14 protein-coding genes are annotated in these 13,833 nt (G+C 69.5%); 5 read left to right on the plus strand and 9 right to left on the minus strand.

What is annotated here, in order from left to right:
- Positions 1-30: 30 nt before the first annotated feature.
- Together FHR32_RS06400 and FHR32_RS06405 are read right to left on the minus strand one after the other, a co-directional pair.
- Entirely contained in the window at positions 31-1,041 is a 1,011-nt protein-coding gene (locus tag FHR32_RS06400; protein ID WP_184753443.1) for an NAD(P)H-dependent glycerol-3-phosphate dehydrogenase, read from the minus strand.
- A gap of 20 nt (positions 1,042-1,061) precedes the next feature.
- Positions 1,062-1,775 carry a lysophospholipid acyltransferase family protein gene (locus tag FHR32_RS06405; protein WP_184753444.1) on the minus strand — a complete coding sequence of 238 codons (714 nt, stop codon included), beginning with the start codon at positions 1,773-1,775 and terminating at the stop codon, positions 1,062-1,064.
- A 78-nt stretch (positions 1,776-1,853) separates the two neighbouring features.
- Between FHR32_RS06405 and cofC the strand changes: the two genes are divergently transcribed.
- Positions 1,854-2,525, plus strand: coding sequence for a 2-phospho-L-lactate guanylyltransferase (gene cofC / locus FHR32_RS06410; RefSeq protein WP_246466013.1), 672 nt, complete (start codon positions 1,854-1,856; stop codon positions 2,523-2,525).
- Between the two features lie 40 nt (positions 2,526-2,565).
- Here cofC and FHR32_RS06415 read toward each other — a convergent pair whose 3' ends face one another.
- The gene (locus FHR32_RS06415; protein ID WP_184753446.1) at positions 2,566-4,023 is read right to left on the minus strand and encodes an MFS transporter; all 1,458 of its coding nucleotides are present in this window, start codon (positions 4,021-4,023) and stop codon (positions 2,566-2,568) included.
- Positions 4,024-4,294: 271 nt separating this feature from the next.
- On the opposite strand from FHR32_RS06415, the gene FHR32_RS06420 reads away from it, so the two are divergent.
- Entirely contained in the window at positions 4,295-5,059 is a 765-nt protein-coding gene (locus tag FHR32_RS06420) for a TetR/AcrR family transcriptional regulator (protein WP_184753447.1), read from the plus strand.
- Here FHR32_RS06420 and FHR32_RS06425 read toward each other — a convergent pair.
- Together FHR32_RS06425 and FHR32_RS06430 are read right to left on the minus strand one after the other, a co-directional pair.
- On the minus strand, positions 5,039-6,979 hold the full coding sequence (locus FHR32_RS06425; RefSeq protein WP_184753448.1) for a hypothetical protein: 1,941 nt from the start codon (positions 6,977-6,979) through the stop codon (positions 5,039-5,041). The two genes, FHR32_RS06420 and FHR32_RS06425, sit on opposite strands and share 21 nt — an antisense overlap.
- Positions 6,964-7,830: an ABC transporter ATP-binding protein gene (locus FHR32_RS06430; RefSeq protein ID WP_184753449.1), complete on the minus strand. Its 867-nt coding sequence runs from the start codon at positions 7,828-7,830 to the stop codon at positions 6,964-6,966. Before FHR32_RS06430 ends, FHR32_RS06425 begins: the two co-directional genes overlap by 16 nt.
- A gap of 216 nt (positions 7,831-8,046) precedes the next feature.
- Between FHR32_RS06430 and FHR32_RS06435 the strand changes: the two genes are divergently transcribed.
- Entirely contained in the window at positions 8,047-8,256 is a 210-nt protein-coding gene (locus tag FHR32_RS06435; RefSeq protein WP_184753450.1) for a hypothetical protein, read from the plus strand.
- 179 nt (positions 8,257-8,435) lie between these two features.
- Here the strand turns inward: FHR32_RS06435 and FHR32_RS06440 are convergent, their stop codons facing one another.
- The 4 genes from FHR32_RS06440 to leuC all read right to left on the minus strand — a co-directional run bounded on the left by FHR32_RS06440 (position 8,436) and on the right by leuC (position 11,088).
- On the minus strand, positions 8,436-8,735 hold the full coding sequence (locus FHR32_RS06440; RefSeq protein WP_012894400.1) for an HU family DNA-binding protein: 300 nt from the start codon (positions 8,733-8,735) through the stop codon (positions 8,436-8,438).
- A 141-nt stretch (positions 8,736-8,876) separates the two neighbouring features.
- Complete coding sequence (locus FHR32_RS06445) at positions 8,877-9,131, minus strand: SCO5555 family protein (protein WP_184753451.1); 255 nt, start codon at positions 9,129-9,131, stop codon at positions 8,877-8,879.
- Positions 9,110-9,697 (minus strand): 3-isopropylmalate dehydratase small subunit, encoded by a 588-nt coding sequence (leuD, locus tag FHR32_RS06450; protein ID WP_184753452.1) that lies wholly within the window; start codon positions 9,695-9,697, stop codon positions 9,110-9,112. The genes FHR32_RS06445 and leuD overlap by 22 nt, the downstream gene beginning before the upstream one ends.
- A gap of 11 nt (positions 9,698-9,708) precedes the next feature.
- A complete protein-coding gene (gene leuC / locus FHR32_RS06455) occupies positions 9,709-11,088 on the minus strand; it encodes a 3-isopropylmalate dehydratase large subunit (protein ID WP_184753453.1) in 1,380 nt (459 codons plus the stop codon).
- Positions 11,089-11,159: 71 nt separating this feature from the next.
- Here leuC and FHR32_RS06460 point away from each other — a divergent pair, with 71 nt between their 5' ends.
- A complete protein-coding gene (locus FHR32_RS06460; RefSeq protein WP_184753454.1) occupies positions 11,160-11,876 on the plus strand; it encodes an IclR family transcriptional regulator in 717 nt (238 codons plus the stop codon).
- A 51-nt stretch (positions 11,877-11,927) separates the two neighbouring features.
- Positions 11,928-13,664 (plus strand): hypothetical protein, encoded by a 1,737-nt coding sequence (locus FHR32_RS06465; protein ID WP_184753455.1) that lies wholly within the window; start codon positions 11,928-11,930, stop codon positions 13,662-13,664.
- Positions 13,665-13,833: the final 169 nt, after the last annotated feature.

Below are 13,833 nucleotides of genomic sequence, written 5' to 3' on the forward strand. Positions count from 1 at the left end.
TCTCGCCCTGCCGCCTGCGCGCGCGTCGGTTCACCCGCCGTACCGTTCCGGTTTCGGAGTCCGCGACATCAGCAGCATCCCGGCCTCACTGGGGGGCATCCCGTCATGGACGACGGCCACCACGACCTCGGTGATCGGCATCTCCACATCGTGCTTTCTGGCCAGCTCCAGGACCGACTCGCAGGACTTGACGCCCTCGACGGTCTGCTTCGTCGCGGCGACGACCTCGGCCAGGGACATGCCCTGACCAAGATTCATACCGAATGTACGGTTCCGTGCCAAGGGGGAGGTGCAGCTCGCTATGAGATCACCCATCCCGGCGAGCCCGGCGAAGGTGTGCGGGTCCGCGCCGAGCACCGCGCCCAGCCGGGAGATCTCGGCCAGCCCGCGCGTCATCAGCATCGCCCCGACGTTGTCACCGAGCCCCATCCCGGCCGCGACGCCGACCGCCAGGGCGATCACGTTCTTGACCGCCCCGCCCAGCTCCACCCCCACCACGTCGGGGTTGGTGTAAGGACGGAACCACGGCGGCAGGTGGCACGCCTCCTGGAGCCGTTCCATGGCCCGCTCGTCGGTGCAGGCGACCACGGTCGCGGCGGGCTGCCCCCGGATGATCTCACCGACCAGGTTGGGTCCCGACACCACGGCGACCCTTTCCTGCGGCACCTCCGCGACCTCGCAGATCACCTCGCTCATCCGCTTGGTGGTGCCGAGCTCGACGCCCTTCATCAGGCTGACCAGCACCGCACCGGGCGGCAGGTCCGGCTTCCAGGCGGTCAGGTTCGACCGCAGCGTCTGGGAGGGGACCGCGAGCACCACGAAGTCGGCGCCGTCGAGCGCCTCGGCGGGATCGGTCGTGGCCCGCAGGGTCTCCGGCAGGGTCGCACCGGGCAGGTAGTCGGGATTCTCGTGGCGCCGGTCGATCGCCTCCACGATCTCCGGACGCCGCCCCCACAGGGTCGTCCGGGTCCCCGCCCTCGCCATGATCATCGCAAAGGTGGTGCCCCACGATCCTGTGCCGAATACAGCCGCCTTAGTCATCTCATCACCGTATGTCGAATTCAGTTGCCGGAAGGTCTCTTGAACGGCACCTCGGGTGCCTCCTCCTCGCGTAACTCGGCGAGCAGGGACGTGATCGCCGCCATGATGTCGGCGGTCGCATCGCGCAGGACGCCCGCGTGGAGCTCCTGCCCCATGTACTTCGACAGGTCGACCGGCGGTCCCGTCAGCACGCGGAAGGTCGCGCGCGAAAAGAGCCGGGGCTTCTTGCTCCCGTAGGGAAGGATCTCCTGGGCCCCCCAGTGGGCCACCGGGATCACCGGCGCGCCGGTGGCCAGGGCCAGCCGCGCCACGCCCGTCCTGCCCTCCATCGGCCAGAACCGGGGGTCACGGGTGCAGGTGCCCTCGGGGTAGAACAGCACGCACGCCCCGCCGGCGATCCGCTCCTCGGACTCCTTGAGCGAGCGGGCCGCGTCGGCGCTCCCCCGGTAGACCGGGATGGCCATCAGCGACTTCACCATGTGCCCGATCACCGGCACCGAGAAGAGCCCCGACTTGGCCAGGATCGTCGGCCAGCGCCCGTTGTCGTAGAGGTAGTGCGACAGCAGGATGGGGTCCAGCCACGAGAGGTGGTTGGTCGCCAGGATGATCCCACCGGACCGCGGCAGGCGGTCGGCCCGGCGCCAATCCTTCTTGACCAGCAACCACGCGAGCGGCTTGACGATCGTAACGGCCACGGCGACCCAGAACCGGGAAGGCCATCCAGGGCGTCTCATGGGCTCCTCCATTTGAGCGGAATGCGCCCTAAGTGTCCCGGCTGGCTCTCTGGGATGTCGAGGCGAGATGCTAAGGCTATGCCCGCATCGGAGAGCTCTGGCTGGACCCTCGTCGTCCCGGTCAAGACACTGGTCGCCGCCAAGACCCGGCTCTCGGAGGCGGCCGGGCCGCACCGGGCGGAGCTGGCCGTGGCGATCGCCTGCGACACGGTCGAAGCCGCGCTGAGCTGCGTGCTCGTCGCGCGGGTCGTGGTGGTGACGGGTGACCCGGTGGCGGCGGAGCCGCTCGGCGGAGTGGGTGCCCACGTCGTCGGCGACCCGGAGGCGGGGCTGAACGCGGCGCTGAGGCGCGGCGCCCAGGAGGCGGTACGGCTGGCGCCCGGCGCCCCCGTCGGCGCTCTCCAGGCCGATCTGCCCGCCCTCCGCCCGGCGGAGCTGGCCCCCGTGCTCGCCGCCGCCGCGGAGTTCGACCAGGCGTTCCTGCCCGACGCGGCCGACGTCGGCACGACCTTCTACGGCGTACGGCCCGGTGTCCCCTTCACCCCGGGATTCGGCGGCGAGTCACGCGACCGCCACCTGCGGCGTGGCGCGAAGGAGATCTGCCTGGAGGGGATCGACTCGGTCCGCCGGGACGTCGACACCCCCGACGACCTGCGAGCGGCCCTGGCCCTCGGTCTGGGACCGCGCACGCTGAAGATGGTCGAGACGATCAGAGGGGGGTTCCCCGCCGGGGGACCCCCCTCTCCGTGACATCGGCGCTCAGTGTCCGGCGTGTCCGCGACACTGCCGATCAGTGCCCCTCAAGTGCCTCTTCACGGGCCTTCCGCGGCAGCAGGAAGGCGGTGACGAAGGTCAGCAGCAGCATTCCGGCCACCACCCACAGGACGACCCGCATCGCACCGGCGAGGTCGGGGTTCGGCCCGCCGGCCACCAGATCGAAGAAGACCGTGCCGAGCAGGGCGACGCCGAAGGCTCCGCCGAGTTGCTGGACGGCGGTCAGCGTGCCGGAGGCCGAACCGGTCTCGTGCTGCTCGACACCGGCCAGCACGATGTCGAAGAACGGCGCCATCAGCAGGCCCATGCCGATGCCGGTGACCGCGAGGGCTGGGACGAACTGCCAGGCGGTCACCGTCGCCCCCGCCATGGTGATCGTCAGCAGGACGCCGAGCGTGCCGAGTGTCATGACGAGAACGCCGCCCTGCAGGACCTTGCGGCCGAACCTCGCCACCGTCTGGGCCAGGCCGAAGCCGGCGACCATACCCAGCGACCAGGGAATCATCACGAGACCGGCCTTGAGCGTGGAGTAGCCGAGGCCGATCTGGGTGTAGAGGTTGAACACCAACATGAAGCCGGACATGGCGGAGAAGAAGACCAGACCGGTCAGCAGGCCGCCGGTGAAGGCCCGCTTGCGGAACAGGCTCGGCACGACCAGTGGGTCACCGCCCGTGCGGCTCTTGCGGGATTCGAACCATCCGAAGCCCGCGAAGACCACGACCGAGGCTCCCATCATGACGAAGGACCAGACAGGCCAGCCGTCCTCCCTGCCCTGCACGAGCGGGAAGACCAGGAGCAGTCCGGCTATGGAGGCCAGGATCACCCCGGGGACGTCGAGCCTGAGCGGGTGCGGCGAGCGCGACTCGGGCAGGAAGCGCAGCCCGGCGATGACGGCGGCCAGGCCGAGCGGCAGGTTGATCAGGAAAATCATTCGCCAGCCGGTGCCGAAGAAGTCGGCGTCGATCAGCCACCCGGCCAGGATCGGGCCGCCCACCGAGGACAGGCCCATGACGGGGCCGAACATGCCGAACGCCGCGCCCATCTCTTTCGGGGGGAACATCTCCTTGATCATGCCCAGTCCCTGCGGCAGCATGACCGCGCCGAACAGACCCTGCACGACCCGGGCGCCGACGAGCAGTTCGGGTGACTGGGCGACCGCGCAGAGCAGTGAGCCCACGGTGAACCCGGCCGCACCGATGAGGAACATCCGCCTGCGGCCGAAGATGTCCCCCAGCCGCCCGCCGGTGATCAGGCCCACGGCCATCGAGAGCGTGTAGGCGGCGCCGAGCCACTGGATCGTGGCGGCGGTGCCGCCGAGCTCGGCCTGGATGGTGGGCGAGGCGATGTTGGTGACCATCGCGTCGAGAAGGTCCATCACCTCGGCGGCCAGGATCACCGCCAGGGCGGCCCAGCGCCATCGGTAGGCAGGTGGTTCCGCCACCGATCGGGCCGGAACCGTCACGTCTGCGGTCATGGGGGGCTCCTTGCCTGTCTGCTGAATGACGTCGTGCCCGTGGGAACGGCGCCTGTTCCGAGATGCCTGCGCGGGGTGTTCGCCAGGAGACGCCCAACATGGAAGAACATCGTTCACTTTACATGAACATCGATCTATCAATGAACAATGTTCTTCCATGCGCGCACCGTTCTCAAGATATGTCGCAATGCGCCCGCAGACAAGATATGTCGCGAAAATGAGCGCCGTTCTCTTTGATGATCGCTGTTCAGCCGGGCGTTACACTGGTGACATGAGTGACGAGCTGCCCGCGCTGCCCTGGGAGCGGACACGCCGGAGGACTCCCCCCGCGCGGATCCCGCTCACCCGCGACCGGATCGTCGACGCCGCCTATGTGGTGCTCGACCGCGAGGGATACGAGAAACTGAGCATGCGCCAGGTCGCCGCCGAGCTCGGCGTGGCGGTCTCGGCCCTCTACGCCCACGTGCGCAGCAAGGACGAGCTGTTCGAGCTGATGTACATCCGGATGTTCCGGGGATGGACCCTGCCCGCCCCCGACCCCGCGCACTGGCCCGAGCAGGTCATGGAGTTCGCCAGGGGCAGCCGGGCCCGGCTGCTGGAGCACCGTGACATGGCCAGGATCTCCCTGGGCTCCGTACCGTTCGACCCCGAGGTGCTGCCGCAGCTGGACCAGCTCCTCGGCATCTTCCGGGCGGCGGGGCTACCCGACCGGGTGGCGGGCGCCGCGGGAGACGTGATCTCCACCTTCATCGACGGCTTCGCCTACGAGGAGAGCATGTGGGAGGACCGCCGCCGCGAGTCCAAGGAGGCCTCCTGGAAGGAGCTCCAGACCAGCCTGGAGCAGTATTTCAAGGACCTGCCGGCCGACCGCTTCCCCAACCTGGTCGCGCTCTCGGACTTCCTGCTCGACAAGTCCAACGACGACCGGTTCAACCTGGGCATGGAGATCATCATCCGCGGGCTGGCGTCCTTCACCGAGGAGACCGGGGACTCGAAGTCTTCCGGCGCACCGGAATCAGGCGAGGGGCAAGGCTGAGGCCGAGCCCTCCTTCGGCTCCTCGGCCCGCGCTGCCTCCGCACGGGCCTTCAGCTCCGTCCTCGCCTTCTCCTTCGCCTTCCGGCTCTCGGCGAGGTACACCACCAGCATGCCGCCGAAGCCCGCCAGACCGATCAGGATCATGCCCGCGATCACCGGCCACTGCCATGGATCCGGCATGTACAGCGCGAGGAACCACACCCGGTCGGTCGAGCCGCTGAGTTTGATGCCCAGGGGCACCAGGCCCTGCGGGAACAGCCCGAGGATGCCGATGGCCATGCTGCCCCACATGAGGAACCGGCTCTTGGCCCCCATCGTCTCGAACGCCGACGGCGCCTTCGCCGTCCCCGGGCCGTCGACGACGGCTTGTTGCCTGCCCGACCGCATCAGCTGCAGCAGGTCGGGGCCCTTCTCGCGCAGCCGCCGCGCGGCCAGGTCACCGAACCACGCGTAGCAGACGACGCCGACCAGGAGGCCGGTCGGCACGCTTGCCCACAGGAGCAGGGACCGATCGAGCAGCTGCCCCGCGAGGGCCACGCCGAGCGCGGGGAGGACGGCGACCACCGTGGGGAAGAACATCAGGAACGACTGGCTGGTGACGTCTCCGTGATCCAGCGGCGAGTTCTTGATCTTGTGCGGATCCGGCCCCGGCACGAGACCGACGACGGAGATCCAGATCAGCAGACCGGCACCGCCGCCGAGTGCGGCGAGGTTGGCCGCCAGCGCCCACGGCACCAGGGAGAGGTCCCCGTGCAGGACCGAACCCGTGGCCGTCATCACGAGTGTCATGGGGCCGAACACCGTCAGCCAGGCGAGCTGCCGGGCCCGTACGTCGGCCTTCTCCTTGCCGGGCAGCATCAGCGTCATCCACAACGCGGTGCCGTCCTGGCCGTAGAGGTTCGCGCACGTCGCGGCACCCATCAGCGCGGTGGCCGCGCCGACGAACGGGAAGAACCCGGTGAAGTCGAGCATCAGCGGGAACAGCGCGGTGATGACCGAGAACGCGGCGGGTAGCGTGATGTTCTGGGTGCGCAGCGGATCGCGCCACCACGTGCGCATCTCCTTGAGGTAGAGCACGCCCAGATCGCTGCGCGCGGCCCAGCCCCTCGGCGCCGCCCGCTCCGCCGAGGACCCGCGCACCACCGCGCGAGCGAGCCGCTGCGGTCCCAGCAGCCTCGTCCACACCAGGAACAGCACCACGACGAGGACGGCGAGCGCCGCCAGCGGTCCGACGGTCCACCACCAGTCGCCGCGGCCCGCGGCCTCCACGGAGAGCAGGCCCCAGCTGGAGGGCAGCGACCGCAGGACCGTGGAGAGCCGGGGCGGGAACCCCTGCTCGAGCAGGACGTAGATCCCGATGAAGATGATCCAGGAGAACGAGGCCAGCGCGATCATCGCCGCGGTCACCGTCGCGGTGACGACGCCTCCGAAGCGGGACCTGGCCAGCGCGCCGAACATCAGCGAGACCACCCGTGACAGCAGCACCACCAGCAGGAGCAGCAGGATCACCGCCGGGACCGAGACCACCACGGCCCTCAGGTTCAGCCGAGCGGCGAAAACGATCAGCGAGGTGAACGCGAAGAGCGTGACCACCGTGGTGACGGCCACCATGGCGGAGGCGAGCAGGCCCAGGGCCAGGGTGCCGCGCGGTATCGGCTGGCGGTGGAAGTGCTGGCCGTTGAGCGGAGGCTCGCCGGCGAACGTCGGGCCGACCATCCAGCCCAGGGCCCACAGCGCGAAGGTCACCGCGAGCAGGTCCATCAGCATCCGCGGGTGCGAGAAGTCGAAGAATGCCAGGACGATGGTGGCGATGGCCAGACAGAGACCGACGGTCCCGCCCAGGACGACCCACGCCATCTTGCCGCCGGTCGCGGTGTTCCGCAGCACGGCGAGCTTCATACGGATCAGGACACCAACCACGACAGTCCTTCCCCGCCACCGATCTCGACTCCGACCAGGTCGACGAAGGTCTCCTCAAGCGAGCGGTCGCCGCGCACCTCGTCGAGCGGCCCTGCGGCCACGACCCGGCCCTTGGCCATCACCCCGACCGTGTCGCACAGTTGCTCGACCAGCGCCATGACGTGGCTGGAGATCAGCACCGAACCGCCGCCCGCGACGAATCGCTTGAGGATCTGCTTGATCGTGGCCGCGGAGACCGGGTCGACGGCCTCGAAGGGCTCGTCGAGCACCAGCAGCTTCGGTCCGTGCAGCAGCGCGGTGGCCAGACCGATCTTCTTGCGCATGCCCGTGGAGTAATCGACGACCAGGGTGCGCTCCGCCGGGCCGTCGAGCTCCATGACGGCGAGCAGTTCGCCGGTGCGCTGCGCGGCCTCGGCGGCGTCCAGGCCGTGCAACTGCCCCAGGTAGGTGAGCAGTTCCCGTCCGGTGAGCCGCTCGGGCATCGCCAGCCCGTCGGGCAGCACCCCCATGAGCCTGCGGGCCCGCAACGGCTCTTTCCACACGTCGACGCCGTGGACCGAGGCGCGGCCCTCGTCCGGCCGCTGCAGACCGACCGCCATGGACAGCATGGTGGTCTTCCCCGCACCGTTCGGCCCAACCAGCCCGTAGAAGGACCCCGGAGCGACCGTGAGGTCGGCGTGGTCCACCGCCGTGTGCTCGCCGAACGTCTTGTGCAGACCCACAAGACGGAACGCTGCCACCTCACCCTCGCCGGACGCGGCGGTGGCCGCCTCCTTCTCCGTGGTCCGCGAGATTCCCGAGTGCACGCCGATTCCCTCGGTACTGGGCTTCGTGCGAGGAGGAGATGTCATGGTCCTCGACGCTAGGGTTCGCACCCGGCACGAGGAATGGACATATCCCCCGAGTGAGGGTGCACCTAGCTACACGGCCACTCGGCCCTCTTGGTTCTGCAGGGCATCACGAGCGCCAGATGATGGTTGCCGGCGTCTCCGCTCCGCCGTACGCGGACAGTGATCATGCCAGCCCTCCGCAGGGCGGACCTTTTCCCCAGGGGTTACGCTGGTCGGGTGCAGGCGACGGTGCGGACCTTTGACGCGGCGACCCGGTCGGGATCGGTGTTCCTGGACGACGGGAGCGAGATCCCGTTCGGCGCGGCGGCGTTCGACGCCGGACCACTGCGGCTGCTCCGCTCAGGTCAGCGGGTGAACATCACCGTGGAAGACGACCGGCTCACCTACATCACGCTCTCGACCTTCCCGCTCCCGGGACAGGCCTGAGCTTCCTTCCCGCTCCCGGGGCGGGCTGAGCCCTCCGGATCCGCGGGCCGGGGCCACCAGGACCCCATGGCTCCCGGCTCCCGGCTCCCGGCTCCCGGCGAGACGCCCCCACACGCTCACCCCAGACGAGCCGGACGCCCGGACTCCCCAATGGGAATCCGGGCCGCCCATGTGAGGCCCTACTTTTTCTTCGCGGCCTTCTTCCCCTCCACGTTGACGAGCTCCTTGAAGTCGGAACCGGGCCGGAACTTCGGGCCCCAGCTCTCGGCGACCTTGATCTCGGCACCCGTTGAAGGATTGCGTGCCGTGCGAGCCGGCTTGTGCACCATCTCGAAAGCGCCGAAGCCGGTGATGGAGACCTTGTCCCCGCTGGCGACAGCCTTCTGGATGGCGTCGAGCACCGCGTTCACGGCCTCGGTGGCTGTCTTCTTGTCGCCTACCCGATCGGCGATCGCGTCGACGAGTTCTTTCTTGTTCATAAAGGTTGCTCCCCCTGTTACCGATGTCTGGGAGTGGGTCATGAGGCAGAAAACCCGTCTCACCCGATTTGTCACGGCACGGGGTCTCAACAGAGCGAGAAACCCCTTGCCGCTTGAAATTAGGGGACGGAGCCGTGCGACTCAATCACCTTCCGCAATGTTTCCAGCACTCGGCGTATCTGAAACCAGAGCATCAAGGTCGAGAAGGAATAAATCAAGACGCCCCGCTGCATGACCGAGATCACGCTTGGCGACATCGCAGATGGAAAGCAGGCGTCTGGCCAGACGCTCCCTCTGCGCGAGAGGCGCGCGCAGCGAACGGACGCGGCGGTGCGCATCGCGCAGCCGCCGCGCCAACTCGTTCTCCGAACGCGTCAGACGGTCGTCGGCAGCCATGACTGCCGTCCATTCTCGTATGTTTCGACGGCATCGGCGTTCCGGAGGGTCAGCCCAATATCGTCCAATCCCTCCAGCAGCCGCCAGCGGGTGTAGTCGTCGATCTCGAATGCGGCGATCTCATCCGCCCAGCGAACCTGGCGTTTCACCAGGTCAACGGTGATTTCCAGACGGGGTTCCGCTTCCACGGCGGCCTGCAGGGCCTCGACCGTGACGGCCGGAAGCACGACGGGCAGCAGTCCCATCTTGGTGGAATTATTACGGAAGATATCGCCGAAACGGGCCGCGATCACGGCGCGGAAGCCGTACTGCTGCAGCGCCCAGACCGCGTGCTCGCGCGAGGAGCCGGTGCCGAAGTCGGGTCCGGAGACCAGGATCGAGGCGCCCTCGTGGACGGGGTCGTTCAGGACGAAGGCCGGGTCCTCGCGCCAGGCCGAGAACAGGCCCTTCTCGAACCCGGTCCGGCTGACCTGCTTGAGCCAGACAGCGGGGATGATCTGGTCGGTGTCCACGTTGCTGCGGCGCAGCGGCACGGCCCGGCCGGTGTGGGTGGTGAAAGCTTCCATGATCGGGTCTCCTAGGCCAGGTCGGCGGGCGCGGTCAGTTTGCCGGTGACGGCGGTCGCTGCGGCGACCTGCGGGGAGACCAGATGCGTACGGCCGCCCTTGCCCTGGCGCCCCTCGAAGTTGCGGTTGGACGTCGAGGCGCTGCGCTCACCGGGGGCGAGGGTGTCGGGGTTCATGCCCAGGCACATGGAGCAGCCCGCCTCGCGCCACTCTGCGCCCGCGGCCTTGAACACCTCGTGCAGCCCTTCCTGCTCGGCCTGGAGCTTGACCAGCATCGAGCCGGGGACGATGAGCGTGCGGGTGACGACCTGACGGCCGCGCAGCACGTCGGCCACGGCCCGCAGGTCCTCCAGACGCCCGTTGGTGCAGGAGCCGACGAAGACCGTGTCCACCGCCACCTCGCGGAGCGGAGTGCCCGCCGTCAGGCCCATGTACTCCAGCGCGCGCTCGGCGGCGGCCGGGTCGTCGGTGTCCTGCGGGGCCGGCACCGCGGCCCCCAGGGGAGCACCCTGGCCCGGGTTCGTGCCCCAGGTGACGAACGGGGTCAGCGTCGTGGCGTCGATCTCCACGACCGTGTCGAAGACGGCGTCCTCGTCGGTCGTCAGCGACTTCCAGTATTCGACCGCGGCGTCCCAGTCGGCGCCGGACGGCGCGTGGGGACGGCCTTTCAGGTAGTCGAACGTGGTCTCGTCCGGGGCGATCATGCCGGCCCGGGCGCCCGCCTCGATGGACATGTTGCAGACGGTCATCCGGCCCTCCATGGAGAGCTTGCGGATGGCCTCGCCGCGGTATTCGACGATGTAGCCCTGGCCGCCCCCGGTGCCGATCTTGGCGATGACCGCCAGGATCAGGTCCTTGGCGGTGACGCCGGCCGGCAGTTCGCCGGAGACCTCGATGGCCATCGTCTTCGGCCGGTAGGCGGGCAGGGTCTGGGTGGCCAGCACATGCTCCACCTCGGAGGTGCCGATGCCGAAGGCGATGCCTCCGAAGGCGCCGTGGGTGGAGGTGTGAGAATCGCCACAGACGATCGTCATGCCCGGCTGGGTGAGGCCGAACTGCGGCCCGATGATGTGCACGACGCCCTGGCCCGCGTCCCCCATGGGGTGCAGCCGGATGCCGAACTCGGCGCAGTTCTTGCGCAGCGTCTCGACCTGGGTGCGGGACACGGGGTCCTTGATCGGGCCGAGTACGGTCGGGACGTTGTGGTCCTCGGTGGCGATCGTGAGATCGGGCCTCCGGACGGGACGCCCCGCCAGGCGCAGACCGTCGAACGCCTGCGGACTGGTCACCTCGTGAATGAGGTGAAGGTCGATGTAGAGGAGATCGGGTTCTCCGTCGGCACGTCGTACGACGTGCTGCTCCCAGACCTTCTCCGCCAGCGTTCGGCCCATGTCGCCTCCTTGCGATCGGCTCTTCCGCACACCACTTGCTTTCTCATATGTCGAGACGGCAGTATCGGTGTATGGACAACTCTAGCGGAGTCGGCGTACTCGACAAGGCCGTGCTCGTGCTCAATGCCCTTGAAGCCGGTCCGGCGTCCCTCGCCCAGCTCGTCCAGGCCACCGGCCTGGCACGCCCCACCGCCCATCGGCTCGCCGTCGCTCTGGAACACCATCGCATCGTCTCCCGGGACACACAGGGCCGGTTCGTACTGGGACCGCGGCTGTCGGAGCTGTCCACGGCCGCCGGGGAGGACCGGCTGCTGGCCGTCGCCTCGCCGGTGCTGGCCCAGCTCCGGGACCTGACCGGGGAGAGCGCCCAGCTTTACCGGCGGCAGGGTGACGAGCGGGTGTGCGTGGCGGCCGCCGAGCGGTCCAGCGGGCTGCGCGACACCGTGCCGGTCGGTTCGGCCCTGCCGATGCTCGCCGGATCGGCGGCGCAGATCCTGCTGGCCTGGGAGGAGCCGGACCGGCTCCACCGCGGCCTGCGCGGGGCCAAGTTCACCGCGGCGACACTGGCGAGCGTCCGGCGCAGGGGCTGGGCGCACAGCGTCGGCGAGCGCGAGCAGGGCGTGGCCAGCGTCTCGGCGCCGATCCGGGGTGTGGGCGGCAAGGTGGTCGCCGCGGTCTCGGTCTCCGGGCCGATCGAGCGTCTGACCCGGACTCCGGGCAGGATGCACGCCGCCCCCGTGGTCACCGCCGCGGAGCGGATCACCGAATCGATGCGACGGGCCAACTGAACCATGCGATATGGGGAGGCGAGCACCCTTGCGGCCCCCTAGGCTGGGGAGGTGACAGATCGCATCGAGGCCGCTGCCGTTGAACTGCGTCCCCTGCTCCAAGAATTCATCCTCTGGGCGCGCGAGAACGCACCCGGCAGCGATTCCAACCTGGTCGGCCCGGTGGCCCTGTGGCACCGGCTGATCGCCTCAGACGACGTCGGCCGCTGGAGGCGGAACGATCTGCGCACCGTGCTTCTCGACCGGATGCCGCAGGTCGTGGAGGACCCGGACGCCGCCGCCGACGGCATGGTCGCGTCGGTCCGCGCCTACCTCACCTTCCTGTCGGAGACCGACCGGCTCGTCAGGGGCTCCGCCTCGCTCAAGGATCTGCTCGCCGAGCTCGACGACCTGGAGGACGACTTCGTCGACGCGATGGAGGACGTCGCCGTCGACGAGGACGACGACTACGACGACGACGAGGAGTCCGAGGGGCTGGGTGACTTCGAGCCGTTCGCGGACGAGCTCGCCGAGCTGCCGACGATCCGGCTCCGCCCCGACGCCGAGCTGGCCGTGGCCACCCGGGGGGCGAGCTTGATCACCAAGGCGCGCGACCTCGCGATCTGGGTCGGATCCGAGCGCCAGGTGGGTGAGGCGAGCCTGCTCACCGACGCCGAGATCCTCGAAGCCCTCGCCGCTCTGGGACTGCCGGTGCCCACCGGGAGCGGCAAGTCTCTGTCCGACTCGGTGCCCGCGCTCTGGAACATCTGGAACCTCGCGATCGACCTGGACTTCCTCCAGCCCGAGGGCGAGGACACAGTCAGCGCCGACGACGACACCGCCGACTGGCCCTTCGACGAGGACGACGACGCTCTGGACGTCTGGATGGCCGGCCTCCACTCGGTCGACTACGGCGACCCCGAGCTTGAGGACGAGGACGCCACGATCGCCCTGTCGGGGCTGACCCGGGCGCTGCTGGTCAGGGTGCTCCTGGCGACCGGTTCCAAGCCGCTGGCCGAGCTCCGCACCGAGCTGGCGGAGGCCGTCGCCGAGTACGACGAGCAGGGCGCGGACGCCTGGGCCGCGGCCATCGCGCAGTACGGCGACCCGCTCACCCCGGTGCTCGACTGGCTGACCGGCTACGGCATGGTCGAGGTCGAGCACGATCAGGTACGGCTGACGCCGCTCGGCATGGAGGGCGTGGTCCACCTCGCGGACGACGCCGACATCGAGCTGGACGCCCGTCCCGCCATCGACGCGATGACGGCCCTGGATCTGCTCTCGTTCAGCGCGGAGCTGCCCGAGGAGGAGGCGGACGCCGAGTTCGCCGCCTGGATGGAGCTGCGCGAGCCCGATCGGGCCGCCAAGGAGTTGCTGGAGGCGGCGGCCGAGGACGACGCGGACGCCCTGGTCCGGGTCCAGGCGGCCAGCATGGTGGGCTCGCTCGGCGAGGTGGCCGTGCCCGCGTGGCAGGATGCCCTCGACGAGCCGTCCCTGCGCCCCTACGCGGCCACCCACCTGGCCCAGCTCGGCGTCGACGACGCTCCGCCGCCCACCCAGGCCGACACCCACTGGCTGATCCTCGACATGCTGACCATCTCCGCCGGTCTCGGCCGGCCGGAGTTCGTCAGCAGCCTGGACGACATCGGCAACGTGCCGAACCTGGTCAACCTGCTCGACGTGATCTGGAAGGTGCCGCACCCGCACCTGGAGGAGCTGCTGGAGGCGATCGGCCTCGCCCACCCGGACAAGCAGGTGGGCAAGGCCGCCAAGCGGGCCCTGTTCAAGGCCCGCTCCACGCACAACTGACGCGGCGGTCACGGGGCGAGGGCATACGGATCGACCTCCTCGCCCCGTGACCCGCCTCCCGGCGCCGTGACCCGCCTCCCGGCGCCGGGGGCGACGGACCGGTCCGGCCGGCTACCTGACGTCCCCGCGCCTCTGCCAGAGCGCCGGCCGTCTCTCTGCCCCCTGCCGG

Source organism: Streptosporangium album, from assembly GCF_014203795.1.
Classification (GTDB): Bacteria; Actinomycetota; Actinomycetes; order Streptosporangiales; family Streptosporangiaceae; genus Streptosporangium; species Streptosporangium album.